At 72.0% G+C, this 24494-nt stretch carries 22 protein-coding genes; 4 read left to right on the top strand and 18 right to left on the bottom strand.

Going from position 1 to position 24494, the window contains the following annotated elements; translation table 11 throughout:
* A partial coding sequence (locus CW362_RS10530) for a DUF2690 domain-containing protein (RefSeq protein WP_206300923.1) occupies window positions 1–916 on the top strand: 916 nt, incomplete at its 5' end.
* A gap of 33 nt (window positions 917–949) precedes the next feature.
* Here the strand turns inward: CW362_RS10530 and CW362_RS10525 are convergent.
* The 8 genes from CW362_RS10525 to CW362_RS10490 all read right to left on the bottom strand — a co-directional run bounded on the left by CW362_RS10525 (window position 950) and on the right by CW362_RS10490 (window position 9430).
* Window positions 950–1843, bottom strand: a complete 894-nt coding sequence (locus CW362_RS10525; protein ID WP_103549118.1) for a hypothetical protein — start codon at window positions 1841–1843, stop codon at window positions 950–952.
* Between the two features lie 113 nt (window positions 1844–1956).
* On the bottom strand, window positions 1957–2352 hold the full coding sequence (locus CW362_RS10520; protein ID WP_103549117.1) for a hypothetical protein: 396 nt from the start codon (window positions 2350–2352) through the stop codon (window positions 1957–1959).
* A 196-nt stretch (window positions 2353–2548) separates the two neighbouring features.
* Window positions 2549–3409 (bottom strand): helix-turn-helix domain-containing protein, encoded by an 861-nt coding sequence (locus CW362_RS10515; RefSeq protein ID WP_162684035.1) that lies wholly within the window; start codon window positions 3407–3409, stop codon window positions 2549–2551.
* Between the two features lie 228 nt (window positions 3410–3637).
* Complete coding sequence (locus CW362_RS10510) at window positions 3638–4612, bottom strand: antibiotic biosynthesis monooxygenase (RefSeq protein ID WP_103549115.1); 975 nt, start codon at window positions 4610–4612, stop codon at window positions 3638–3640.
* Between the two features lie 6 nt (window positions 4613–4618).
* Complete coding sequence (locus CW362_RS10505) at window positions 4619–7336, bottom strand: molybdopterin-dependent oxidoreductase (protein WP_103549114.1); 2718 nt, start codon at window positions 7334–7336, stop codon at window positions 4619–4621.
* A complete protein-coding gene (locus tag CW362_RS10500) occupies window positions 7333–8160 on the bottom strand; it encodes an FAD binding domain-containing protein (RefSeq protein WP_103549113.1) in 828 nt (275 codons plus the stop codon). The genes CW362_RS10505 and CW362_RS10500 overlap by 4 nt, the downstream gene beginning before the upstream one ends.
* A 236-nt stretch (window positions 8161–8396) precedes the next feature.
* The gene (locus CW362_RS10495) at window positions 8397–8582 is read right to left on the bottom strand and encodes a DUF397 domain-containing protein (RefSeq protein ID WP_103549112.1); all 186 of its coding nucleotides are present in this window, start codon (window positions 8580–8582) and stop codon (window positions 8397–8399) included.
* Complete coding sequence (locus CW362_RS10490; RefSeq protein ID WP_103549111.1) at window positions 8579–9430, bottom strand: helix-turn-helix domain-containing protein; 852 nt, start codon at window positions 9428–9430, stop codon at window positions 8579–8581. Before CW362_RS10490 ends, CW362_RS10495 begins: the two co-directional genes overlap by 4 nt.
* 167 nt (window positions 9431–9597) lie before the next feature.
* On the opposite strand from CW362_RS10490, the gene CW362_RS10485 reads away from it, so the two are divergent.
* Together CW362_RS10485 and CW362_RS10480 are read left to right on the top strand one after the other, a co-directional pair.
* Complete coding sequence (locus CW362_RS10485) at window positions 9598–10074, top strand: ATP-binding protein (protein ID WP_103549110.1); 477 nt, start codon at window positions 9598–9600, stop codon at window positions 10072–10074.
* Between the two features lie 227 nt (window positions 10075–10301).
* Window positions 10302–10787 carry a VOC family protein gene (locus CW362_RS10480; RefSeq protein WP_103549109.1) on the top strand — a complete coding sequence of 162 codons (486 nt, stop codon included), beginning with the start codon at window positions 10302–10304 and terminating at the stop codon, window positions 10785–10787.
* A gap of 148 nt (window positions 10788–10935) precedes the next feature.
* Here the strand turns inward: CW362_RS10480 and CW362_RS10475 are convergent, their stop codons facing one another.
* From CW362_RS10475 to CW362_RS10450, 6 genes are all read right to left on the bottom strand, one after another.
* Window positions 10936–11805, bottom strand: a complete 870-nt coding sequence (locus CW362_RS10475; RefSeq protein WP_103549108.1) for a PRD domain-containing protein — start codon at window positions 11803–11805, stop codon at window positions 10936–10938.
* Window positions 11806–11917: 112 nt separating this feature from the next.
* On the bottom strand, window positions 11918–14029 hold the full coding sequence (locus tag CW362_RS10470; protein WP_103549107.1) for a glucose PTS transporter subunit IIA: 2112 nt from the start codon (window positions 14027–14029) through the stop codon (window positions 11918–11920).
* A 547-nt stretch (window positions 14030–14576) separates the two neighbouring features.
* Entirely contained in the window at window positions 14577–15218 is a 642-nt protein-coding gene (locus tag CW362_RS10465; protein WP_103549106.1) for a DUF1775 domain-containing protein, read from the bottom strand.
* A 90-nt stretch (window positions 15219–15308) separates the two neighbouring features.
* A complete protein-coding gene (locus CW362_RS10460) occupies window positions 15309–16697 on the bottom strand; it encodes a copper resistance CopC/CopD family protein (RefSeq protein WP_103549105.1) in 1389 nt (462 codons plus the stop codon).
* A 107-nt stretch (window positions 16698–16804) separates the two neighbouring features.
* Window positions 16805–18136 (bottom strand): sensor histidine kinase, encoded by a 1332-nt coding sequence (locus CW362_RS10455; RefSeq protein ID WP_103549104.1) that lies wholly within the window; start codon window positions 18134–18136, stop codon window positions 16805–16807.
* Window positions 18129–18794: a response regulator gene (locus CW362_RS10450; protein WP_103549103.1), complete on the bottom strand. Its 666-nt coding sequence runs from the start codon at window positions 18792–18794 to the stop codon at window positions 18129–18131. Before CW362_RS10450 ends, CW362_RS10455 begins: the two co-directional genes overlap by 8 nt.
* A 166-nt stretch (window positions 18795–18960) precedes the next feature.
* Here CW362_RS10450 and CW362_RS10445 point away from each other — a divergent pair, with 166 nt between their 5' ends.
* The gene (locus CW362_RS10445) at window positions 18961–19341 is read left to right on the top strand and encodes a response regulator (RefSeq protein WP_162684034.1); all 381 of its coding nucleotides are present in this window, start codon (window positions 18961–18963) and stop codon (window positions 19339–19341) included.
* A gap of 38 nt (window positions 19342–19379) precedes the next feature.
* On the opposite strand, the gene lepB is transcribed toward CW362_RS10445, so the two are convergent.
* The 4 genes from lepB to CW362_RS10425 form a co-directional block, all read right to left on the bottom strand.
* Complete coding sequence (gene lepB / locus CW362_RS10440) at window positions 19380–19925, bottom strand: signal peptidase I (protein WP_206300922.1); 546 nt, start codon at window positions 19923–19925, stop codon at window positions 19380–19382.
* A complete protein-coding gene (locus CW362_RS10435; protein WP_162684033.1) occupies window positions 19892–20392 on the bottom strand; it encodes a hypothetical protein in 501 nt (166 codons plus the stop codon). Before CW362_RS10435 ends, lepB begins: the two co-directional genes overlap by 34 nt.
* Window positions 20376–21986, bottom strand: a complete 1611-nt coding sequence (locus tag CW362_RS10430; RefSeq protein WP_103549100.1) for a multicopper oxidase family protein — start codon at window positions 21984–21986, stop codon at window positions 20376–20378. The genes CW362_RS10435 and CW362_RS10430 overlap by 17 nt, the downstream gene beginning before the upstream one ends.
* Before the next feature lie 364 nt (window positions 21987–22350).
* Window positions 22351–24336 (bottom strand): fibronectin type III domain-containing protein, encoded by a 1986-nt coding sequence (locus tag CW362_RS10425; RefSeq protein WP_112477699.1) that lies wholly within the window; start codon window positions 24334–24336, stop codon window positions 22351–22353.
* Between the last annotated feature and the right edge of the window lie 158 nt (window positions 24337–24494).

Here is a 24494-nt window from a genome sequence, read left to right as displayed (position 1 = left end):
CGTGGGGCAGTGGACGATGGCTTTCGAGCATCCTCCCCAGGGGCTTTCTCCGGACGACCCGGCCGAAGCGCTGCGCGCGGAACTGCTGGCGCTCAAGCAGGCTTCGGGGCTCAGCTATGCCAGGCTGGGCGCGCGTACGCACTACGCGAAGTCCTCCTGGGAGCGCTGGATCAACGGCAAGCAGTTCCCTCCGCGCGCGGCTGTCGAAAGCCTGGCCGAGGCCCTGGAACAGGATCCCGGGCGGCTGCTCGCCCTCTGGGAGCGGGCCGATGAGGCTCGTACGGACGAGGCCGGTACGGACGAAGTCCGGACCGACAGCGTTCCGGTTCCGGTCGACGATTCCGCAGGAGCACGTTCCGGCGAGGACAGTACGGAGGCCGGCGCCCCCGCGCCCCTCCGGCAGCGGCTGACCGGCCGTCGCAGGCTGCTGCTCGTCGGCGCGCTGTGCCTCCTCGGCGCCGCGGTGTCCGTCGCCGCCGTGCTCGCCACCGACGGGGACTCTCACGGCACCCGCGCCGCCTCCCCCAAGCCGTCCGCCGCGGCGGATTCCGCGGCGCCGCCCGCCCCGAAGTGCAAGGCGGAGGGCTGCAACGGCAAGAGCCCGGTGACCACGAACTGCGGTCTGGACGGCCAGACGCTGGCACTGACCAGGAACAAGAACATGGTCATCGAGCTCCGCTACAGCAAGGCCTGTGCCGCCGCCTGGGGGCGGATCACGTACGCCAGCAAGAGCGCGATCGTGGACGCGGACAACTCCGCGGGCGTCAGCTTCGCCACGCCCGTGCACTGGGGCAACGACGTCTACTCGCCGATGGTCTCGGTGACGGGCCGGATGACCGTATGGGCCTGCGGCACCCTGCCGAAGGGCGGCGCCCGCGAGTGCACCCGTCACATGCCGGTGCCCGGCTCCCACTGAGGTGCCCTCTCCCCCGGGGACGAGGGCCCGGTTTCAGGGCGCGGGGAAGGAGATGCGGATGCCGTAGCGCTGCTCCAGTTCCCGGATCTCGCGCGGCAGTTCCGTACGCACCTTCTCGATCTCCTCGCGGTGCTCCTTGCGGAAGCTGTCCCTGAGACGCTCGCGGAGCGGTACGCGGGCGCTCTCGACGGGCTTCATGCAGGCCGCGTACGTGGCGCCCAGGGAGCGGTCCCCCTTCGTGTCCCCTGCCTGAAGGCGCTTGTCGACGAGGTCGAAGAAGGCGCTCTCGTCCCTGGCCCGCACCTTGTGCCGGGCCAGGCAGCGGCTGAACCCGCCGAAGGCGGCGGACGCCCCGGGAGAGGACTTCAGCGAGGTGACGGCCTGCCACCACTGGTTCTGCAGGGGCAGGTACGCCTTCCGGAAGTCGATGGCCACGGCGGCGCCCCGGGTCAGGCACGTGCGCTGCGTGGCGTCGGGCCCCGAGGCCGCGGCGGCGCCCGGAGAACCGGCTGCGGTGCCCGAGGCGCCGGGGACCGGGACGGCGTTGAAGCCGTGCCCGGCTATGAAGCCCAGGTCGGGTACGTCGGAGTAGCGGATGAAGCTGACCGGGGGCTGCGCGGGCATCGCCGCGTCATGGGACGCGACGCACCGGCGGGTCACCTCGTCGGCGGCCTGACGCGGGAGCGCGTCGAGGCCCTGGGTCCACCGGCTGTCCGTACCGCTCACGGGAAGAACCACGTCGGTGATGTCCGACGGCATCGCGTGCGTCACGGTGACGGGCCGGTCCGCCGGAGCGGCGTGCCCGGACACGGGAGGCCGGTCGCCCTCGCCGCCGGCGCACGCGCTCAGTGCGGGCAGGGCGAGGCCCAGGAGCAGCACCGGGGCCAGCCGGCGGACGGTGCGCACGCGCTGGTCGGAGTGGGGCATGGTCGACGTACCTCCGGAACACGGGTGGGAACTCCCGTGTCCGGCCGCCCGACGGGCGGCCGGACAGACGGGCACGAGAACGACGGGCGGCCGGCGTTCGCGACCGCGGTGCGTCAGTGCGCGATCGTCACCGCGCCGCCGGCGTTGTTGAGGGCGCCCACGCCGAACTCACGGCCGCCACTGAGGTCGCTCACCAGGATGTACTTGTTGACCGCGTACGTCCCGTCGGGGATGTACACGTAGCCGCGCGTGCCGACGGCCCAGTTGCCGGACGAGTTGACGTAGAAACCGACGTAGGAGTCCGCCGAGGCCGCCGGAGCGTCGGCCATGACGACGTTGAGGTCGTGGCAGCCGCTGGTGGACGACTTGTAGGCGGTGCTCCACCACGTGCGGTAGCCGGTGGTGAGGTTGGTGCGCGCGCATGAGTCGGCCGAGGCGGCCGGGGCGAGCGCGAGCACGGACGAGGCGGCGGCGCCCACGATGGCCAGGGTGGCCAGAGCCTTCTTCATCGAGACGTTCCTTCGGGTCTGCGGTCCACGGAACCGCGCGGGGCAGCCCGGCCGGGCTGCGTGGAACCACCCTCGCAAGCGTCGGGCGTACGGGAATTGGAGAAAATCGCGGATCCGGTCCGCCGCCCTTCCGCCCCGCCGCCCGTCCTCCCCCACGGCCCGTCCGTCGTGCGGTCTCACTGCCATATGCGGCTGTTCATCCCGCCACCCAGTGGCTCGACCGCCATGCGGTGCCGCGCGCGGCCAGGAAGCGGCGCGGCGGCATGCCGAGCAGGGTGGTGAACTCGTTGGTGAGGTGGGCCTGGTCGGAGAAACCGCAGGCGTACGCGGTGTCGGCGGGGGTGCTCCCGGTCGTGAGCAGCCGCAGGGCGCGGCGGAGCCGGACGATCCGCGCGAGGCGTTTGGGGGTGAGGCCGAACTGGCGCCGGAAGAGGGTCTCCAGGTGGCGCCAGCTCCAGCCGGTGGCCGCCGCCAGGTCCCGTACGGAGATGGTCCCTCCGGTACGGACCAGGAGGTCCCAGGCCTCCAGCAGTTCGCCGGCGGGCGGCCTGCCCCCGCGCGCGGACTCGGTCCAGCGGGCCAGAGCCGAATCGAGCAGTGCGAAACGGTCCGGCCAGTCCGTGGTGTCGCGCAGTGCCTCGGTCAACTCCTGGAAACCGCGCCCGAGTACGTCGACCGGGTCGACCACGGTGTCCGCCAGATCGTTCATGGAGACGCCGAAGAGCTGGTGCGCGGCCCAGGGCGCGAGAGTGACCTCGATGCCGTGCAGGGCCCCCCGGTGCCCGAAGTGCCGGGCCCGTGTGTGCAGACCGGTCGCCAGCGACGCGGTGGGACGGACCGCCTTCCCGCCGTGGCCGCCCACCGGCCCGCCCGGTTCCAGCCCGGGTCCGAAGCCGACCACCAAGGACACCGTCCCCCGCGGAACGACCAGCCGTTGCCGGGGTTCTCCGTGGGTCACCCGGAACCCCCGGTAGCTGTGCACCCCCGGACGCAGCGCGGCGTGCGGCCGCGCGTACATCCGCTCACAGGTGCCCGCGGGGCACACTCGACGTCTCACCGTGGTCCTTCCTGAACCGGGTCTTTCCCGGAACAATCACGACTGTCGGACCGGAGGCGGGACGGGCGCCAGAGTCATCGGCGTCCCAGGGACGTTCAGGGATGTCCCAAGGCCGTGACCTGGGAAGACGTGGAGGCGTCCCACGGCGTTCGACTCGGTGGTGTGCCCTGTTCCCGGCCGGACGGTCCTCCCGGACGACGGCCGTTCGCGCGGTCGCGCGGTCGCCGGTCAGGGCAGCGTCCACACCCGGACCGTGACGAGGTAGAAGACGACGGCCCAGAAGACCATCGTCCCGGCGACGATGCCGAGGCCGCGCAGGTTGTTCCTCGCCGCCGGTTCGTCCGGGGGCGGCCGCAGCCATCGCCCGAGCAGCGGGTTCACGTAGTAGGGCATGGTCAGGAAGCTCATGACGAAGCTCGACAGCAGGTTGCCCACGAGCAGGTTGATCCAGAACGGCATGTGCGCGGGGGCAAGGAGCAGGGACAGCAGTACGACGGTCGGGTACAGGCCGACCCAGACGGCGAGGGAGGTCCTGGTCTCGGAGGGCGGCGGCGGTGCCTCTTCGTCATCGCCCTCGAAAGCGAACCAGCTTCCGAAGGAGTTGTCGATCGTGCGCAGTCCGAAGTCGCTGAACTTCTCGCCCTCGGCGAGGATCGCCTGGCGTTCGGGCGAGGTCAGCCATGCGTCGAGGTGTTCGGCGTTGTCGTAGCGGTACAGCGTGGTCCATTCCTCCTGGAGCCCCTCGACGGGGCGGAAGAGCTCCGTCCCGCGGAACCCCTCGAACCTGCTCTCCTCCTGGACCATGCGGCGCTGCCAGTCGAGGAAGTCGTCGGTCCGGTCCGGCGGGACGCGGTGGGTGACCACCACGGTGACCAGCGGATCGGGTGGCCGGACACCACTGCTGACCACCTGTTGGGTCGCCGGGCCGTCGAAGTACTGGGCACCGGCGTCGAGATGCGTCTGCCTGGTCCCGCTGTTGATCCACGCTTGCAGGTGCGCCACCGAGTCGAAGCGGTACACGACGACCCAGTCGGGTTGCAGCGGTGTCGGCGCGGAGATCTCGGCGCCGAGGAAGCCGGGGTAGCCGGCGGCCGCGGCGTTGAGTCCCTCCTGCCACGACTCGTACTCCCGCTCCTTTCCGGGCAGGACCTTCTGGCCGATGATGGCCGTCGCCGTGGCGGGCGTGTTCCCTTCGGCGTTCATGGTGGCTCAACCCGCCGGTACCGACTGCTCCGTGGGGAGCCGGCCGTAGATGCGTTCCGGGGTCAGCGGCAGCGCGCGGTAGCGGACGCCGGTGGCGTCGTGCACCGCGTTCGCGAGCGCGGGGGCGACCGGGTTGATGCAGCACTCGGCCATCCCCTTGGCCCGCACGGGCCCCACCGAGTCCGTCGAGCCCACCAGGAGCACCTCGGTGCGGGGGACGTCGGCGAAGGCGGGGATGCGGTAGTTGCGGAGGTTCGGGTTGACCATGACGCCGCGGTCGTCGACGTGGTGGTTCTCGGTCAGCGCGAAGCCGATCCCCTGGGCGACACCGCCCTCGATCTGTCCCCGCACCTGCGCCGGGTTGACGACCGCTCCCGCGTCCGCGGCGTGCACGCTGTGCAGGATCCGTAGTTCGCCCGTCACGCGGTGCACGGCGACCCGGAACCCCTGGGTGTTGGAGGTGACGCTCCGGGGGGAGCCGTACGCCTTGCGCGCGGCCCGGAAGCGGATCCCGCGCCTTCGGGCCAGCGCGACGAGTTCGGCCAGCGGCACCCGCCGGTCCCCGCAGACGACACCGTCGTCGTCCATCGCGCACATCACGACGTGGACGCCCGTGTGCGCCGCGGCGAACTCCAGGACGCGGTCGCGCACGGCGTTGGCCGCGCGCAGGACCGCGTTGCCCGCCACGAAGAGGCCCGCGCTCGCGAAGGCGCCGGTGTCGAATCCCGTGCGGTCGGTGTCGGACTGCACCAGACGGATCCGCGACGGCGTCGTGCCCAGTTGGTCGGCCGCGATCTGGACATGGGCCGTGGAGGTTCCCTCCCCGAACTCGACCGTTCCGACGGCCAGTTCGTAGACGAGGTCGTCGCCGAGCGTGACCCAGGCCTCCGAGAGGTGTTCCGTCGGGGGCGCGGTCTCGTGCAGGGAACTCGCCGTGCCGACTCCGACGAACCACTCCGGCCCGGGGGGCGGCCGACCGGCCGTACGGGCCAGGGCGTCGCCCACCAGGTCGATGCACGTGGCGAGTCCGTCCTCGGTGAAGATCACGTCGTCGGGGCCGTCGTGCAGGGCGACCAGGGGCTCGCCCGGCCGCACGATGTTGCGCCGGCGCAGTTCCAACGGGTCGAGGTGCAGGGCGCGGGCCAGTTCGTCCATCGCCGACTCCACCGCGAACGCCGGCTGCGTCATCCCGTAGCCGCGCAGCGCCCCGCTCGGCACGGTGTTCGTGTAGACGGAGTACGCGTCGTACTGCTTGTTCGGGCAGCGGTAGATCATGACGGCGGCTCCGCCCGCGTACAGGGTCTCGCCGCCGTGGTTGCCGTAGGCCCCGGTGTTCGACACGTTGCGGACCTGGAAGGCGGTGAGCGTTCCGTCGGCCTTCGCGCCGAGTCTGACCGTCAGGGTCATCGGATGCCGCGGCGAGGCCGTGGTGAACTCCTCCTCGCGGGTGAACTCGAGGCAGGCGGGCCGTCCGGTGTCCAGGGCGGCGAGCGCCGCCAGGTCCTCCGTGATCATCTCCTGTTTGCCGCCGAACCCGCCGCCGACGCGTTTGCAGAACACCCTCACCTGGTCGGGCCTCAGCGCGAAGAGGTACTCCAGTTTGACCTTGGCGATCGACGGCGACTGCGAACTGGTGCGGACGTTCAGCCGGCCGTCCTCCACCCAGGCGATCGACCCGTGGGTCTCCAGATGCGCGTGCTGCACCCGCGGTGAGGAGTACGTGCCCTCGTGGATCACGTCGGCCGCCGCGAACCCCGCGTCGACGTCGCCGATGTGCGAGTGGAGTTCGAGCAGGATGTTGTGGGCCGGGTCGCGGACGAACGGATCGTGCGAGCCGTGCAGTTGGGGCGCCTCGTCGGTCATCGCCGCGTCGGGGTCGAACACCGCCGGCAGCACCTCGTACTCGACCGCGAGACGCCGGCAGCCCTCCTCTGCCGCCCCGACCGTGTCGGCCAGGACCGCGGCGACGCGCTGGCCGGTGAAGCGCACCGTGTCGTCGAGGATGACGGTGTCGTCCGGGTCGACCAGGTGGTCGGTGTGGAGCGCCGTGGTGAAGCGTCTGCGGGGCACGTCCTGCCAGGTGTAGACCCGGTGCACGCCGGGCACCGCGAGGGCGGCGCTCTTGTCGACGGAGAGGATCCGGGCGTGCGCGTGGGGCGAGTGGAGCACCTTGAGGTGCAGCATGCCCTCCATGCGGGTGTCCATGGTGAACTCGGCGTGCCCCGTCACCACGTCGTGGCCCGCGGGTGCGCCGGTACTCGTCCCGACGGCCTTGCCCGGTGGCGCCGTCTCCACCGCGCCGACGCCCTTCACGGCGTCCTCGATCGCCCGGTACCCGGTGCAGCGGCAGAGGTTGCCCTTCAACGCCCGTGGCAGGTCGGCCTTCTGCTCCTCGGTGAAGGTCGCCGACGTCATGATCATCCCCGCGGTGCAGAAACCGCACTGGAACCCCGGGGCGTCCTCGAACCGCCGCTGCACGGGGTGCGGGGCGCCGGGCCGTCCGAGGCCCTCGATCGTGGTCACCTCATGGCCGTCCGCGCGGAACGCGGGGGTGATGCAGCTGTGCACCGGGGAGCCGTCCAGCCACACCGTGCAGGCGCCGCAGTCGCCCGCGTCGCACCCCTTCTTGACGCCGAAATGGCCCAGTTCGCGCAGGAAGGTGCGCAGGCACTGGCCGGGGGCCGGTTCCCGGTCGAACTCCCTGCCGTTCACGAGGTGGTTCATGCCAGGTCACCGGCCGTGAGTTCGCGGCGGATCTCCTCGGCGAAGTGCCGTGCCAGATGCCGTCGGTGGTCGGGGGTCCCGTTGGGATCGTCGAACCAGACGTCGGCCGGCACGGCGTCGACGCTCCCCCGCAGGGTACGGGCGTCGGGCAGGGAGTCGAAGGCGATGCGGACCGGCCGTGTGGTCCCGGCGGTGATCGTGAGCAACAGGTCGTTCCCGCCGGGCCGTTGCGTGCCGACGAGGAACACCGTCGAACGGCCGAGGCGGGTCAGCGTGAAGCGGCGGTGCGCGGTGCGTCCGCGCAGCGCGCGCTCCGGAACGGTGACGCGCCTCAGGATCTCCCCGGGCGCGAGGACGTTGCGGTGGTCGCCGGTGACGAAGTCGAGGGCGTCGACGAAGCGCACGGAGCCGTCGGGCGCCCACAGTTCGTACCGCGCCTCCAGCGCGACCGTCAGCGTGATCATCGGGCCGGCGGGCAGGGACATGCAGATGTTGCCGCCGACGGTCGCCGCGTTCCAGACCTTGAAGGAGGACAGGAACGCCTCACAGCTCTTCCGGAAGAGGATCCCGGCGGTCCAGCGCTCGGGCCGGGGGAAGGCGTACAGGTCGCGAACGGTGCAGGTGGCGCCGATCTCCAGGCCGTCGTCCGTCGGGACGAGGGGTTCCCAGGGCAGCGCCGTCAGGTCGACCAGCCGTCGCAGGTCCGGCTGCTCCACGGAATAGAGCCACGTTCCCCCCGCGAGCCACGCGTCACCCTCACGCCAGTCCGCGCCCGGCCGCTCGGAGGGCCGCCGGATCACTTCGGTGATGGTGTTGAGGTCCATGAGAACGACCTAGGGGGAACACGGACACGCGGAAGTCGACGGTTCCCAGGGGGTGTTGGAGTGGATTTCCTACCGATCGGGCAGGTGCTGCCGATCGGGCGGACGTCGGCCACCGTCCCGCACCTTCAGAACGGGATGGCCGCTGAGTATCGACGGGTCCGGACACTCTTGGATCAGTTTATCGCAGTATGTGCACGACGGCCCGGTTCGCGAAGCGTGCTCCGCGGGTTCGACCCTCAGCCTTCCGTCACGAACGTCACGAAGCGCGCCCATCCGGCCTGTCCGACGGCGAGGTCAGGGCGGGTCACGTCCTTGGAGTCCCGCACGTGGACGGCGTGTTCGGTGAGGGCGATCTCCACACAACTGTCGCCCTGGCTTCCGCTGTAGCTGGACTTGAACCAGGCGAGTTCGGTCGCACTCATAGCTCTCCTCGCAGTCTCTCCAGCAGGCCCCGCGACTCTTCGGGGTTCAAGGCCTGCGAGCGCAGTTTGTCATAGCGCTGGTAGAGCAGACTCACACCTTTCGGGTCGGAGATCAGACGTCCGTTTTGCTGCCCTTCCGAGTAGGCGAGCCGTCGGCGCTCCGGTGTCTCAAGTAGCTGCACGGGGCCATCCAGACACGCATGCAACCCTGCGCGCAACGGGACGACTTGGAGCGTCACGTTGCGCGGTGCGCTGCGTTCCAGTACGTGGTCAAGCAACGCCCGCATCTGCTCCACGTTCCCGAACCCTCTCCGGAACACATGCTCCTCGACGATGAAGCTGAATGGCACGGTGGGTCGCTCGCACAGCATCCGCTGCCTTTCCAACCGAACAGCGAGCAAGGTCTCCAGCACCTCGTCGGTAACCACCGGAATCGTCCCCTCGAACACCGCCCGCGCATACCCCTCCGACTGCAACAGCCCCGGCACCAGCCGGCACTCGTACGTGCACAGACTCACCGCCACCTTCTCCAGCCGGGCCCACCGCCGGAACCAGGTCGCCAACCCCGCCTCCCCCCGCGTCAGATGCCCTGCGGCCTTCCGCAAGGCCCCCGTGTTCCCCAGCGCCTCCTCCGCCCGTTCCACGAACGACTCGTCGGGCATACGCCGTCCCAACTCCACCGACTCCACGGTGTGCCTGGAGAACCGGACCCGCGCCCCGAAGTCCGCCCTGCTGAGTCCGGCGTGCTCGCGCAGGGCCTGGACGACGGCCCCGAAGGTCCGCAGACTGTCGGAGGGGCCGGGCTCGCGCTCCCCGTCGCACGCCGTCCCGTCACTGCTGTCCGTCATACGCGGCCACCTCCAGGTGCGTACGTACCGTGCTGCATCCCCGCGATCGACAGCACCCAGAGTGACGACGGGATCCACGTACTGTCCACCGAACGTGCCCGTACGCTGACGCAGCGTACGGGCCGCGCCCCTGGTGCACACGCCCGCACGCCCGCCACCGTGGCCCCATGAACGCCGCAACTCCCCAGTTCACCGACACCGTCGGCACGTTCGCCCAGCAGCTCTCCTCCACGCGTCGAGGCGCCCGTCTCGCCCGCCTCCTGGCCATGGAGCGTCTGACCGCCTGGGAGATGCCACCCGGAGTCGTCGAGCGGGCGGAACACGTCGTCGCGGAGCTGGCGTCGAACGCGGCGCTGCACGGCCGCGTCCAGGGGCGCGACTTCCTGCTGGCGCTGACGCTGGACGACGCGGCCAGGACCCTGCGCATCGCGGTGAGCGACACCCGGGGCGAGTGCCGTCCGGCGATCCCTCCGGAACGAGCCGCGGACGCCGAGTCGGGTCGTGGCCTCCTCCTCGTCGACGCACTGGCCGACCGCTGGGGCACGGACCCCCGCCCGCCCTCCGGCAAGACCGTCTGGGCGGAGATCGACCAGCACCGGGAGCGGCCGACGACGCCCGCCCGTCATGGCGGCCGATGCTCCTGACGACCGTCCGCGCCCCCTGGATCGGGGCCGACGCACCGCCGGCCACGGGAGGAGTACCGGGCGGACGGAGTCATCCGTGCGGGACGGGAGCAGGTCGGGACCTCGGCCTGCCGCGGGGCAGGGAGGGCGGCCCGGCCGTCGGCGCTTGACCTCAACCAAACTTGAGTTTCTAGGTTCGTCCCAGAGCCGCGGGAACAGACCAGCGGTGCCGTTCAAGGAGGTTCGTCATGGCCGAGCTCGCAGCCGACGTCGAGATCCCCGACCGTTACCGCTATGCCGTGGTCCCGCACATCATGGTCGACGACGCCGCTGCGGCGATCGACTTCTACCAGCGGGCGTTCGGCGCCCGTGAGGACTTCAGGATCGACGGTCCGGGCGGTGGCGTTCTGCACGCCGAGATCACCGTCGGGCGGTCGGCGCTGATGCTGGGTGACACGAGCCTGGAAGAGGCGGAGGCCGGCTCCTTCGCCGCGCCGGCCTCGCTCGGCGGGGGCACGTCCGTCGCGCTGCACGTCTTCGTGCCGGACGTCGACAGCCTGGCGGAGCGCGCGGAGGCGGCCGGAGCCGAGATCCTCCAGCCGCCGACGGACATGTTCCACGGGGACCGCACCGTCATCCTCAAGGACCCCTCGGGTCACATGTGGGTGTTCCTGACCCACGTGGAGGACGTCCCGGAGGAGGAACTCCGCCGTCGCCTGTCCGCCGCCGGGTGACCTCTCGCGACCGGCGCCACGACAGCGCCTCCAGGCCCCGGCCGACATCGGTCGGGTACCCGACCGGTGGCCCCGTGGCCGACGCCAGCCCTTCCTCTCCCCGGCCGTACCGCCCGGGGAGGGGGAAGGCGCGAATGCCGACCGGGGCTCACGCGGCCTCGGCGTCGGCCTCCATGGTCATGCGGGCCACGTGGAGCGCCAGGTAGGAGACCTCGTCCTCGCTCAGGCGCCGCCCCAGACGCAGTTCGACGATCGTCGCCAGTTGCTGCGCGGTGTGGGTCGCCTCCGGGTAGTGCTCGCGGATGCCCTTGCCGATCGTGGTCTCCTGGCCCGTCAGCTGCTGGTGCTGCTGGATCCGCACGAAGAGGTAGCGCACGTGGGTGATGAACCGGGCCACGTTCATGGACTCGTGGGAGACGTCCACCCCGTAGCGCTCCCGCACGACGGCGAGCATCTGCTGGATGACCCCGGTCATCGTGTACGTGAAGGACAGGTCGCCCGAGACGAAGCCCGCGTTGACCAGGTGCAGCGCGAGCGCGGTCGCCTCGGAGGCCTCCAGCTGCGGGGTCACGTACTTGTTGATGGCCGCCAGCAGGAGCTGCGCCTGGGCGTACTCCGCGGCGTAGAGGGTCTGCACCTCGGGACGCAGCGGGTACTCGATGACGATGCCTTGCGCGGCCCGATCCAGCGCGCCGGCGACATGATCGGCGATGGCGATGGCGAGGGTGGGACGAGTGGACTCGCGCCCCTCGATGCCGACGTCGCCGAGGGCGGTCACGACGGCCTGCAGGACCTCCTCGCTGATGAGGGCGAGGGCATCGGCCAGACAGTCGGCGTCGGAGCCGGGTGCGTGATCGCGGTCGTCGGCCGGGACGAAGACGCGCTCGACCAGCGTGGTGTCGACGGGCTTGCCCTGCTGGGAGCCGAAGCCTATGCCGCGCCCGGTGAGGATGACCGGGCGGCCGTTCTCCTCGCGTGCGAGGACCACGTTGTTGTTGAGCACGCGCATGGCCTTCATCGCCGGCCCTCCTCTCTGTTCTCTGTCCGTGTCCATCCTCTCCCCAACCGACGCGACGCGCGCACGCCCCCCTTCCCGGGAAGCGTGCGCGCGCCTGATCGAGAGCGGGTCGTCACCGCCGTACGGTCACCACAGGGGCGCCCGCGACGACGTCCTGCCCGGTGTGCGGCTCGACCGAGCCCATGTCCGCGGTGTTGAGGACGGTCACGAGGGTGACGGTCGGGTGCTTCGCGGCGCGCACGGCGTCGAGGTCGACCTCGGCGAGGAGGTCACCGACGGAGACCTTCTGACCGGACTCGACGCGCACGTCGAACCCTTCGCCCTTCATCTGCACCGTGTCGATGCCGACGTGGATGAGCACCTCGACGCCGTCCTCGGTGCGGATGCCGAAGGCGTGGCCCGTGTTGGCGACGGTGACCAGCTCACCGGCGACCGGGGCGACGACACGGCCCTCGGTGGGCTCGATGCCCACGCCCTCGCCGAGCGCGCGGGAGGCGAAGACCGGGTCCTCGACCTCACCGAGGCCGACCACACGGCCCGCGACCGGTGCCGCGACCTCGAGGCCCTTGCCGGCTGCGGGGGCGCCGGCCGTGCCGGTGGAACCGGCGGTGGTGGCGGCAGTGGTACCGGCGGTGGTGGCGGCAGCCGTGGCACCGACGGCGACGAGCTCACGGTCGTCGGCCGCCGCGGCCTGGGCGGGGATGCCGACCTCACCGCGGGCGGCGGCCTCGGCCGCGTCACGCTCGGCGTTGGCCTCGACGCGCTCCTCCTTGGTGCGGTAGTCGGAGAAGTACACGAGCGCCATCGAGGTGAAGAAGGCGGCCGAGATCGCGATGATGTACTTGATCATCGGGTCGAAGACCGGGATGGTCAGCAGCGAGGTGAAGGCGAAGGCCTTGGTGTTCACGCCGCCCAGGACGCCGATGATCACACCGCCGACGAGGCAGCCCACGAGCATGCGCGGGTAGATCCGCTTGAAGCGCAGGTGGATGCCGTACAGCGAGGGCTCGGAGATGCCGCCGAGCAGACCCGCGGCCAGCGCGCCGGTGGCGGTCTGGCGCATGTCCTTCTCACGGTGACGGATCGACAGCAGCAGGACACCGGCGGTGGCACCGAAGCAGGCGAAGTTCCACGTGCCCATGGGGCCCTGGATGAAGTCGTACCCGAGGGTGTTGATGTTGACGAGCATGAGCGCGTTCAGCGGCCAGTGCAGACCCAGCGGCACCAGGAAGGGGTACAGCATCGGGATGACGATCGCGAAGACGATCGGGGCGTTGCCGTTCAGCCAGGACAGACCCGTGCCGAGGCCGTTGCCGGCCCAGATGCCCATGGGACCGATGAGGAAGGCGGTCATCGGGATCATGATCAGCATGCTGAAGAACGGCACGAACACCATCTGCACGTTCTCGGGGAAGATCCGCTTCAGGCCCCTGTAGACCAGCGCGAGCAGGGCGACCATCAGCAGCGGCACGAACACCTGGCCGCCGTAGTCGTTGAGCTGCATCGGCAGCCCGAAGACGTGCGCCACGGACTCCGTGGTGCCGAGCGTCGCGTTGGTGTGGGTCTCGACGCCGGGGGTCTTGGACCCGATCATGCCGGTGAAGTTCGGGGTCATGACCGCGGCCATCACCGTGGCGCCGACCCAGGGGTCGATCTTCAGCTTCTTGGCCGCGTTGTAGGCGACCATGATCGGCAGGAAGTACAGCACCGAGCGCCACATCGAGTCGACGAAGACCCAGCTGGCGGACTTGTCCGCGGAGCGGAAGTCGACGATGCCGAAGGCGTCGAGCATGGAGGCGATCGCGATGATCAGCGAGGCGCCGAGCAGCACGCCCAGGAGCGGGCGGAACGAGTCCGAGAGGTACTCGAAGAAGTTGTCGAGCCAGGCGTAGCGGCCGCGGCCCTTGGCGCGGGCCTCGGCCTTGACGTCGGCGTCGGACTTCGGGAGTGCCTTGCCGGCGCTGGTCATCTCCGGCAGGTTCATGATGTCCGAGTGGACGCCCGCGACGGCTCCGCCGATCACGATCTGGAAGCGGTCGCCGGACTGGGGCACCGTGCCCATGACGCCGTCGAGGGCGTCGAGCGCGGACTGGTCGACCTTCTTGCCGTCATGGAGCTGGAAGCGCAGCCGCGTCGCGCAGTGCGTGAGGCTCTCGACGTTCTCGGGTCCGCCGACGCCGCGGAGAATCTTCTCCGCGAGCGTCCCGGATGTGGGTGTGTTCATGCTGCATCCCTGCTTCTTGCGATACTGCACCGGTCCACGACCTCTCACGCACAGGACCGAGGCAACAAAAAAGGCCCGGGAGGCGCACACGGCGCCGCCCAGGCCTTGCCTCCCTCAGATGGGCGCCTCCGCGGCGTCGCACGAGGCGACGACGATGGCGTCCATAGGGAGTAACAATCCTGCGATCGAGATCGATCGGAAATGACTATAGCAGTGGGGACGGCGACGCGGGGCGCCTTCGAAACCCGACTCCCGGCCCGCGTATGCGCAGGTCAGGGCATTCCGATGCATTATGGCGAGCCGTCCGCGCGGGCGGTACCGGCGAGGTTCGTGACACTGGCCACAACGAGGCGCCCGCCCGTCGACGCCGTGGACCGCCTCACCGGGCCGGAGCCGGGCTCACCGGGCCGGAGCCGGGCATCACCGGCGCACGCCGGGCGCCTGCCCCCTGGAATCCGCCGTCACCTCCGTCGAGAAGCGGCCGCGCCGAGTCCCCGGTCCGGCCCGCGCCGCCCAGGGCCCCGAAGGCCCGCGTACCGGGGCCGCCTCAACGCGGTACGACAGCGCGGCGACGTGCCGCGGCCCGCGCCACCGGGACCCCCGCGGCCGCCAGGAGCAGCAACGCGCCGCAGACGACGGCCGCCGTCCACGCGGCGTCCGGGCCGGCCGGGGCGTGCGCCGCCGCGTCGGCGGCCGGTGCCCCGGCCAGACTCAGCACGGGCGCGGGGTGCTCGGGTTCGGCCTGTCCCGCCACCGTCTCCTGGTCCCAGGTGACGACCTCGCCGTCGTCGTACTCCTGACGCGCCACGAAGGCCAGCTCCGACACCCCGGTGGGCACGCGGTCGACGTGGACGACGAAGTCGACCCCGTCCTCGCCGCCGATCGCCCCGCCGGACCAGCCGACGGTCCTGCCCGCGTCGCCCGCGGCGGCCGGCTCGGCGGTCCATCCCTTCACCCGTTCCGCGCGCACTCCGCGCACGCCCTGCGGTGCCTCGATCCGTACGCCGACGGTCCGCGCGGAGTCCTTCTCGTTCGGCACGTGGAACGTCATGCGCACGTCCGTCGCGCCCGGGGCCACCGCCTGCTCGGCGTGCACGTGGACATGGGCCCGGGCGGGGGCCGCCGTCGCCAGCAGCAGTCCCGCGGTGATCAGGGCCACGGCCGTCCGGGCCGGGGGAAGCAGCTTCATGGATCGGTTCCTCTCGGGGGTCCCGGCGGGTGTGCGTGCGACGCGGGAGCGGTACGGGGACGGGGCGGCCGGACGGCCTGCCGGATGTGGTCACACGGGTGGAGCGGTCGTGACCAGGGCCGCGGTGACGGCCAGCACGGCGGCCGCGACGAGCAGCTCGGCCAGCAGGCCACGTCTGAGAGTCCGCACGAGAGCGGCGTCCGGCCGCGCGGGCGGGGCCGGTGCGGTGCGGGTGGGTGTCGTGCCCGCCTCCCCGCCCGTCGGCGGAGGAAGGAGTGCCGGGCGGGTGGTGTGGCGGTGGACCCAGCGGCGGGCCGTGCCGCCGAGCGCGACGACCACGGCGACCCCGGCCGACTTCAGCAGCAGCAGGCGGCCGAACCGGGTGTCGAGGAGATGCCCGGCGGAGCCCACCTCCCGCCAGGCCTGGCCGGTCCCCGTGACGACGAGGGCGACGACGGCGGTGAACGCCAGCCGCGAGAACCGGGGCAGCACGGCGATCAGTCCGTCCAGGTGGGCGGGGCGCGACAGGACGGCCGCGATCAGCGCGAGGCCGCCCAGCCAGAGCGTCATGGCGGCCAGGTGGACGAGATCGGCGGCCAGGGCGAGCGGCGCGTACCGGCCGTCGACGGCGTGCCCGGTCGGCGGCCAGGTGGCCCAGAGCACGGCGGTCGCGGCCGTCGTCGCCCAGAGCAGTGGCCCGGCGGGCCGGTCCCTCCCGGCCGTCGCGGTGGCCAGCGCGGTCGCGGCGCCGAGCGCCAGCAGGGAGTAGAAGCGCACCGCGTAGGCCACGTCGGCCGTCGCCGAGTACGGGTGGGCGTGCGTGCCGGACCAGGCCTCGGCCAGTGGCCGGCCGTCGGCCCAGACGGTGTCGACGGCCAGGGCCGCGAGCGTGCCGGCCGCGAGCAGACCGACCCCGCACCACACCAGGGCGCGGGTCCTGCGGTCGCGCAGCCCGGCGGGCCACAGCCACAGCGCGACCAGCAGCACGCCCGGCCCCAGGGCGAGTCCGGCGTAGCCGGCCGCCCGGGCCGCCCCGAGGAGCCGGCCGACCCAGGCGGCGTCCGCGCCGGCGAGCGGGGGAACGGTGCCCACGACGTGGGTGGCCGCGCCGATCGAGAACCGGTAGGCGCCCGCCACGGGGTGGCCGTCGGCCGACGTCACCTGCCAGGCGACGGAGTAGGTGCCCGCGCGCAGGCTCCCGGGCAGGGCGGTCCGCAGGGTCCGGCGCCGCCGGTCGTCGGGGTGGCCGCCGAGGTCCACCCGGCGCATGTGGTCGTCGAACACGCGCACCGCGTCGGCGCCCGCGGTCACCGGCTGCCGGAACGTCAGCGCGATCTTGGGCGGCAGGCCCGGCAGCACCTGTCCCGCCGCGGGCTCGCTCGACAGCAGGCCGGTGTGCGCGGCGGCCGGGCCCGCGGACACGGCCTGCAGGAACAGGGCGCAGAGAAGAAGGCAGAACGTGGTGACGGTGCGGCGCATCCGTTTCCCCCCGGGTGCACTGGTCGGACGGCACGTCCAGGGTGGCGCTCCGCCGCCGTCGCCGGCAGCCTCGCCCTTGGGGGTGCGGACCCCTCAAAACGAGGGGGTCAGGACGGGACGGGCAGCACGGCGCGCACCTCGGTGCCGCCGTCGGCGCGCTCGGTGACCGTGACCTCGCCGCCCAGCTCGCTCGCCGTGTCCCGGATGAGCTGTAGTCCGAGGTGCCCGGGGGTGCCGAGGGCGGTGCCCGGCCCCTTTCCGTCGTCCGTCACCACGACCAGCAGCCGCTCCTGGCCGCCGGTGACGTCGATCCACGCCCGGTCCGCCTCGGCGTGCTTGAGGACGTTGGTCACGCACTCCCGTGTGCAGCGGTAGGCGGCGGCCGCCAGGTCCGGCCCCAGCGCGGCCCGCACGTCGACGGTCGTGGTGACGGCGATCCCCTCCCGGCGCAGGCGCTCGGCGAGCAGCTCGACCGCCTGCGGCAGCCCGTCCCCGGTCAGGTCCGGCGGGTAGATGTCCACCATCAGCGTGCGCAGCGAGCCGACGGCGCCGCGCAGCACCTCGGAGACCCTGTCGAGCATGCCGCCGGCCGCCGCCGGGGTGCCGGGCGGCAGGCCGGCCCGGACGGCCTCCAGGGCGTACCCGGCACCGGCGAGGTCCTGGACCACACCGTCGTGCAGGTCGCGGGCGATCGCGCGCCGCTCGCGCTCCGAGGCGGTGAGCGCCTTGCCGAGCAGCCGGCTGCGCTCCACGTCGGCCTGGCTGACCCGGCGCAGCAGCTGCACCGAGACCGGGAGCTGGGTGACCAGCAGGAGCAGCAGCGCCAGGATCGAGAACGGTACGAGGGTGCGCATCAGCTCGTCGCGCGCGGCGGCCACCCGGTCGTCGGTGAAGTACACCTCCAGCGCGAGCCGTTCGCCGGAGGCCAGGTCCAGCGGGACGTACACCTCCACGAGGCGGCTGTCGCCGTGGGGTTCGGTGATGTTCTCCTCGTCGGACAGGTCGGAGAGGTCCGCCCAGCTGGCGTGCCCGTCGATGGTCTTGCGCACGTCGTCGTTCAGGGGGAAGGACATGCCGATGGCGTGGTGCTCGTTGGAGTAGAGCACCACGCCCTGCCGGTTCCACACCTTCACGCGTACGACGCCGGCCTCGCTCTCCCGGGCCGCGACCGCCTCGTCCAGCTGCGCCCGCGCGGCGCGGTCCCCGCGGATCAGCCGGGGCACGGCCGGCTTGAAGATCACGTTCCCCATCAGCTGCGCGGACCGCGCGGCCTCGGCGAGCGCGGTCCGCTTGGCGATCGACTCGGCGGCGAACAGGGTGGCCGCGCCGACGACGGTGAAGGCGCCCAGCCCGATCAGCACCATCGCGACGATCGCGCGCCGGACCGTTCTGCTGCCGCCGGAGTCCCGTGCCGGGACCGTGCCCTCGCGGTCAGCCATCGCTGTGCGCCTCGACGAGGCCGAGCTGCTGTGCCTTCACCACGGCCTGGAGCTGCGAGCGCACCCCGAGCTTGAGGTGGATCGACTTCACGTAGCCGCGGCAGGTGTTGACGCTGATGCCCAGCAGTCTGGCGATCGCCGCCGGGGCCAGCCCCTTGCCCATCAGGGTGAGCACCTCGGACTCGCGCGCGGTCAGACTGGCCACGGCGGGATCGTCCGTGGCCCGGGGCCGGGGCGGTTCACCGAACACGGACGCCGACACGAGCATCGATCCCTGCCGTACGTCGCGCAGGACCCCCAGCATCTCCTCCAGCGAACCGGACTTCGGCACGAACGCGCTCGCGCCCGCCTGTGCGGCGCGCACCACCCAGTCCGGATCGCGGTGTGCCGAGACGATCACGACGATCGCGTCCGGCGTCGCCTCCCGGATCCGCCGGGTGACCTCGAGTCCGCTCTCCGTGCCGAGCGAGATGTCCATCACGACCATGTCGGGCCGTTCCCTGGCCGCCAGTTCGACGGCCGCCGCCCCGGTGCCCGCCCAGCCCGCGCAGTCGAAGTCCGGCTGGGACCCCAGTGCGAAGGCCAGCAGCTCCGCGAAGGTCCGGTGGTCGTCGACGATCAGCACCCGTGTCGTCGGCGCGCCTTCTTGTTCCGGCATGTTCCCCCCACCTCGGCGAACCGCCACCGTGGCCGGAACGCGTATGCCATGCAATCACGGCGTGGGGGAACGGAGAACAGGTTGTGAAGGAATCGTGCCTTCGCGGACGGCCGCCCCCTCCGGTTTGGGGGTGGCTGTGACGCCTCGGGACGGGCACCGTTGGACCATGCCGATTCGCCTGCTCGTCGTCGACGACCACCCGCTCGTGCGGGACACCCTGGCCGGGGCGCTCGGCCGCAGCGCGCTCGTGGACGTGGTGGGAGTGGCGTGCGACGGCGCGGAGGCCGTCGACGCGGTGGCGCGACTGCTGCCGGACGTGGTCCTCATCGATCTGGTCATGCCCGTCATGGACGGGGCCGAGGCGACCCGACGGCTGCTGGCGCTCCGGCCGGGGACCCGGGTCGTGGTGCTGACCTCCGCGGTCGGCGGCCGGCTGGAACGGGCGGCCCTGGACGCCGGAGCCACGACGATCCTCCGCAAGGGCACCGGGATCGACGCGGTACTCGACGCCGTCGTGGCGGGCTCCCCGGGGAACGTGACCCCCTGAACGGATGCGCGGGCCGAACCGGCGAGGCCCGCGCACCGTCACGGTCTGCCGGGGCGTGGCCACCAGCGCAGGATCACCCGGCCGGTCACCCGGGCGACGGGGACCGGTCCGAACTGCCGGGAGTCCACGGAGTGCCGGCGGTTGTCGCCCAGGACGAAGACGGTGCCGGCCGGTACCCGCGCGGGCCCGTAGTACATCCCGTCGACCGTCTTCGGATCGACCGCCGGCTCCTCGACGGCACGGCCGTCGACCTCCAGGACCCCGTCCTCGATCGCCACGGTGTCCCCGGCCACCGCCACGACCCGTTTGACCAGCGGCGCGCCGGATTCGTCGAACACCACGAGGTCGCCGCGCCGGGGCAGGGCGTCGTGGTAGGCGCGACCGTCGACGAGCAGGTGGTCCCCGGCTCGCAGGGTCGGCTCCATGCTGGTCGACTCGACCCGCACCGGCTCCACCAGGAAGGTGCCGGCCACGAACACCACGGCCGGCACCACCAGCAGGGCGGCGCGCGTCGCGACGGTCCGTCGCGACGCGCGCCGCCCCGGCCGTGTCACCCCGGCAGGCCGGTCAGCCTGAGCGTCCACACCACCGCCCCGACGACGAGGAGTCCGTTGACGGCCCAGGACCGCCCACGGCCGGAAAGTGCACGTACCAGGCACAGCAGCGCGGCGAGCCGCAGGAACAGCGCCACCGTCACGAGCGGATCGGCCCGCAGCGGCTCCCCGCGCGGCCCCAGGGCCGTCGCACCGCTGCGTACGGCGACGGCCTGGAGACCGATCAGCAGGCCCAGCACGAGGACCGCGGACAGGGTCTCGGCCGTGCGCGGGGAGACCCACACCCGCCGGGCGAGGGCGAGCTGGACGACGGCCACCGCCAGGAACGGCAGCGACACGGCCAGGCCGTTCGCCAGGTTCTGCTGGAAGACCACCAGGTCCCCGGCGCTCGCCGCGACGCAGAGCAGGACCCCGAGGCGACGGTCCGTGACGCACCGGCCGGATCGCGGGCCCGGCACCGCCGCCTCGGCGGGGAGCGCCTCAGCCGATGGAGTCATCGTCGTCCCCCAGCGCTGTCGGGGCGGGCCCGGAGGAGGCGGGCGCCGCGTACACCGGGTGGTGTCCGTCGGCGGGCGGCCCCACCCGGAACTGGGCCATCATGTCGTGGTCCTCGTGCACCAGGTTGTGGCAGTGGATCATGTAACGCCCGGTGTTCGGGCCGAACTTGACCACCATGCGCACGGTCTCGTTCTCGCCGACGTACACGGTGTCCTTGCCGCCGAGTTCCCAGGGCGACGGCGGCTTGCCGTTGCGGTCCAGGATCCTGAAGTCGACCAGGTGCACGTGGACCGGGTGCCACCAGCCGCCGGACTTGTTCTCGAACTCCCAGATCTCGACGTCCCCGAGCCCCGGATCGGCCCAGACGTACTCGTAGTCGGAAGCGACCACGTCGGCCCAGGTCTTGCCGTTGACGGTCCAGATGCCGTCCTTGCGGATGAACTCGAACTTGCGGGTCTTCCTGGCCATCGCGGCGGTCAGGTCCATCGCCGGCGCGTTCGGGTTCAGCACGTCCGGAACGGCGTTGCCGGACAGGTCGGTGGCGTCGCCCACGACGTCGAAGGCCATCACGTCGCCGGTGGTGTCGAAGTCCTCCGAGTTCGGCACGCCGAGGTTCTTCAGCACCACCCGCTGGCCGGCCTTGTACTTGGCGAAGTCGATGATCACCTCGTAGCGCTCGGCGATGCCGTGCCGGTAGCTGGTCACCGAGCGGGGCTGCGGCATCAGGCCCGCGTCCGTGCCGATGAAGACGAACGGGTCGCCGGTGCTCAGCTGGAACCTGAAGCCCCGCGAGATCGAGCCGTTCAGGATCCGGAAGCGGTACTTGCGCCGCTCGACCTTCATCACCGGCCAGGGCCGTCCGTTGACCAGGATCACGTCACCGAAGATCCCGGAGTGACCGCCGTCGTCGTACAGCAGCTGTCCGTCGCGGTCGAACATGGCGTCCCGGACGATCAGCGGCACGTCGTAGCGGCCGTGCGGGATCGGCAGCGACTGCTCCAGGTCGTCGTGCATCGTGTACATCGCGGCGAGGCCCATGTACGCGTTCTCGGCCGTGTGGTGCACACCGTGGTCGTGGTACCAGAGGGTGCGCGCGTCCTGGGAGTTCGGGTAGTGGTAGTCCTTGTACTCACCCGTGCGCGTCACGTCGCTGGCGTAGCCGTCGTACTCCGGCAGCGACGCCGACCCGTGCAGGTGGACCGAGGTCCACGACTCGTACCCCAGGCGCGGGTGCACCCGGGGCAGCGCGTTGACGTGCCGTACGACGGCCGGCCGGCCCCGGGTGGCCCGGATCGTCGGACCGCCGAACGACCCGTCGTACGACCAGGTCTCGGTCTTCATGCCGGGCAGGATCTCGGTCATGGCACTGCGCATCGTGACCGTGTAGTAGTCGGTGGTGCTCGACCGTTTGACCGGTACGGCCTCGGGCGGTACCGCGAACGGCACGGTGAACGGCTTCGGGAACTTGCTGATCGCGATCCGGTCCGAAGCCGTCTTGGCGCGTACGACGCGTTCGAACGGCAGCGCCAGGGCCGCCGACGCGAGGACGCCGTACTTCATCAGGTCACGCCTGGACAGCGCGTTGTCGTGCATGTGTGGGTTCACCCCCATGGCGGGCCGCCGGGACGGCGGCTGGGGCGCCCCGCCCTCCCCCATGGAGTCGAGGACGCCCCGGTCTTCTCGGGTTCTCGGTACTGCGGTGCGCGCCGGCTCCCGTCGTGCTCCTCGGCCGCGGGGCGGCTCGCGGTGTTCCTGAACGCACCGCGGAGGAGAGGTGGGCCGGATGGAGCCGGGAAGGACACGGGTGGCCGGTGAAGGGGGGCCACCGGCCACCCGGCCGGACCGGGGCGACCAGAAGGAGGGGCTTCCTTCGGCCGCTCCGGTCCTGGCGGGCGCCCCGGCGGTCGGCGTTCGCGGCACGGCGAACGCTTTCCGTCGGGGCGCGGGTCGGTCGGGCCTAGCCGTTCGGCAGGGTCACCTTCTCCAGGATTCCGCCCTTGTCGGACGAGATGTGGACCGGGCTCGGGTTCGTGACCGTGCCCGGGCCGGTCCGCAGGCGCAGGCTCCAGGTGCCGTTGACCGCGCCCGCCGCGGGCGGCTGCACGATCACGTTGGAGGCGAAGACCTGGCCGTTCGGCCCGCCGACGCGCAGCGTCAGCGACGCCCCCGGAACGGTCCCGGTGCCTTCGAGCCGCAGGTCCCCGGCCTTCCACTTGGCGAGCGTGATCGCGAGCTTGTCGACCGCGGGCGCCTTGGGGGTGACCTCGACCGGCGTGGACGAGGCGCCCTTGCCGACCGCGTTCACGGCGACGACCGTCACGGTGTACGTCGTGTCGTTCTTCAGCCCGGTCAGCAGCACGCTGGACGTGCTGGCTCCGGTCGTGGTCGTGACGGGTGCGCCGGAGGCTGGGGTCGCGGTGATCTCGTAGCCCGTGATCGGCGAGGTGCCCGGGTCCTCGGGCGCCGTCCACCGGACGGTGGCGCTCGCGTTGGAGTCCTGCGCGGTCACCGACCGCGGAGCGCCCGGCTTCGCCGCCTCCCCGAACGTGTACTTCTCCAGCCGCGCCTGCGAGGCGTTGCCCGCCTTGTCGAAGGCCACGAACCGCACGGTCCTGGGCCCGTCGGACGCCTTCAGCTCGAACGGCCCGGTGTACAGCTTCGCCGCGGGTCCGGTACTGCCCGCCTCGAGCGGGTCGGAGCCGTCGAGCGTGTAGTAGATCTCCGCGCCGGCCTCGTCGGCGGTCAGCGTGACCTGGGTGTCGGCCGTGTAGAGCCCGCCGGCGGGCTCGGCCGTGACGGTAGGCGGCTTCGAGTCCGCCGACGGGTCGCCGCCCGGCAGCGCGGGCGGCCAGGACTCACCCGCCTCGCCGAACGACCTGACCTCGACCCGCTTGCCCTCGACGGAGCCCGGCAGGGTCACCGAGGTCGCGTCGGGGTCGTTGACGCGGACGCCGATCTCGTTCTGCACCCCGTTCCTGCTGAGCCGGTCGACGGCGCGCACGGTGTACCCGAGGATCGGCGCCGTACCGGGGACCGGCTCGGGCGGGGTCCAGCTCACCGAGGTCGAGCCGCCCCCGTCGTGCACCACGACGCCGGTGGGCGAGGCCGGCCCCTGCTGGACCGCCCCGACCGGGCAGCCGCCCATCCCGGGACCGCCCACCTCGCCGAACTCCGAGATCGTCACGCCCTGGGTGTTGCCGTCGGGGTCCTGGTCCTGCCAGGTCGTCACGGTGTACAGACCATCGGCCGCGACGGTCGCCGTCTCCGCGCTCTCGAACTTGTACGTGGCGGTGAAGGTGCCGTCGGCCACCTCCATGCCGGAGGAGTAGCCGCCCTTCGGCGCGTTCACCAGGGCACCCGGGACAGCCCGTGCGTCCCGCCGTCCCACCTCGGTGTCCCGCAGGGCCGGCTGGATGATCCGCTCCTCCAGGAACGTCGGGTCGACCTCGGATCCGAGCCGCCCCTGGATCACCAGGGTGGTCGGCGTGGTCAGGGCTCCGCCGGTGACGCCGACGTCGAGGGCCGTGGCGTCGGCGGCCACCGTTCCGCCGAACTTGACCGACACGACGTCACCGGCCCTGATGTCGGGGGTCACCTGGAGGCCACCGCCGGCGCCCCAGCACAGGCCGCCGGGGTGGTTCACCTCGATGGCCGGGTTGCCCGCGGCGATCGCGGTCGCCGACGCCATCGTGCCGGTGGCCGAACCGACGAGGCCGACGTGCGGGCGCTGCACCTCGATCGTCACCTGCTCCCCGGCGTGCTCGGAGAAGCCGTCGATCGAGACGAAGTCCCGGTCCGGGAAGATGGTGATGTTGTCCGGGAAGGCCGGAACGGCCGCGTGGGCGGTGACGGGCGCGACCGAGGCGCTGATCACGATGCCGGAGATGGCGAGACCGGCGGCGGTGACCTTCCGCTTCCCCACGCCCCGCGCGAACTTACTCATGACGACTTCCCCCTCCTTGGCCGTACCCGGACCGGGCTGCGCCGGGCGGTCGGCGGCGATGAGCGGACCCCAGCCTGTCCGACTCCCCGTCGCCCCGGCAGCCTTGTCTTGGGCACCCCCGCATCCCCAATCTGGAGGGGTCGTCACCGTGCCCGCCG

Source organism: Streptomyces populi (assembly GCF_002911015.1).
Lineage (GTDB): Bacteria > Actinomycetota > Actinomycetes > Streptomycetales > Streptomycetaceae > Streptomyces > Streptomyces populi.
The sequence above is the reverse complement of the archived record's forward strand: the minus strand, read 5'-3'. Positions and strand labels throughout refer to the sequence as shown.

Excerpts from the sequence above, each read along its gene's own strand:
- CW362_RS10525 (WP_103549118.1), bottom strand. The coding sequence starts at position 1,843 with ATGCCCCACTCCGACCAGCGCGTGCGCACCGTCCGCCGGCTGGCCCCG.
- CW362_RS10520 (WP_103549117.1), bottom strand. The coding sequence starts at position 2,352 with ATGAAGAAGGCTCTGGCCACCCTGGCCATCGTGGGCGCCGCCGCCTCG.
- CW362_RS10510 (WP_103549115.1), bottom strand. The coding sequence starts at position 4,612 with ATGAACGCCGAAGGGAACACGCCCGCCACGGCGACGGCCATCATCGGC.
- CW362_RS10505 (WP_103549114.1), bottom strand. The coding sequence starts at position 7,336 with ATGAACCACCTCGTGAACGGCAGGGAGTTCGACCGGGAACCGGCCCCC.
- CW362_RS10500 (WP_103549113.1), bottom strand. The coding sequence starts at position 8,160 with ATGGACCTCAACACCATCACCGAAGTGATCCGGCGGCCCTCCGAGCGG.
- CW362_RS10495 (WP_103549112.1), bottom strand. The coding sequence starts at position 8,582 with ATGAGTGCGACCGAACTCGCCTGGTTCAAGTCCAGCTACAGCGGAAGC.
- CW362_RS10490 (WP_103549111.1), bottom strand. The coding sequence starts at position 9,430 with ATGACGGACAGCAGTGACGGGACGGCGTGCGACGGGGAGCGCGAGCCC.
- CW362_RS10485 (WP_103549110.1), top strand. The coding sequence starts at position 9,598 with ATGAACGCCGCAACTCCCCAGTTCACCGACACCGTCGGCACGTTCGCC.
- CW362_RS10480 (WP_103549109.1), top strand. The coding sequence starts at position 10,302 with ATGGCCGAGCTCGCAGCCGACGTCGAGATCCCCGACCGTTACCGCTAT.
- CW362_RS10475 (WP_103549108.1), bottom strand. The coding sequence starts at position 11,805 with ATGAAGGCCATGCGCGTGCTCAACAACAACGTGGTCCTCGCACGCGAG.
- CW362_RS10470 (WP_103549107.1), bottom strand. The coding sequence starts at position 14,029 with ATGAACACACCCACATCCGGGACGCTCGCGGAGAAGATTCTCCGCGGC.
- CW362_RS10465 (WP_103549106.1), bottom strand. The coding sequence starts at position 15,218 with ATGAAGCTGCTTCCCCCGGCCCGGACGGCCGTGGCCCTGATCACCGCG.
- CW362_RS10460 (WP_103549105.1), bottom strand. The coding sequence starts at position 16,697 with ATGCGCCGCACCGTCACCACGTTCTGCCTTCTTCTCTGCGCCCTGTTC.
- CW362_RS10455 (WP_103549104.1), bottom strand. The coding sequence starts at position 18,136 with ATGGCTGACCGCGAGGGCACGGTCCCGGCACGGGACTCCGGCGGCAGC.
- CW362_RS10450 (WP_103549103.1), bottom strand. The coding sequence starts at position 18,794 with ATGCCGGAACAAGAAGGCGCGCCGACGACACGGGTGCTGATCGTCGAC.
- CW362_RS10445 (WP_162684034.1), top strand. The coding sequence starts at position 18,961 with ATGCCGATTCGCCTGCTCGTCGTCGACGACCACCCGCTCGTGCGGGAC.
- CW362_RS10435 (WP_162684033.1), bottom strand. The coding sequence starts at position 20,392 with ATGACTCCATCGGCTGAGGCGCTCCCCGCCGAGGCGGCGGTGCCGGGC.
- CW362_RS10430 (WP_103549100.1), bottom strand. The coding sequence starts at position 21,986 with ATGCACGACAACGCGCTGTCCAGGCGTGACCTGATGAAGTACGGCGTC.
- CW362_RS10425 (WP_112477699.1), bottom strand. The coding sequence starts at position 24,336 with ATGAGTAAGTTCGCGCGGGGCGTGGGGAAGCGGAAGGTCACCGCCGCC.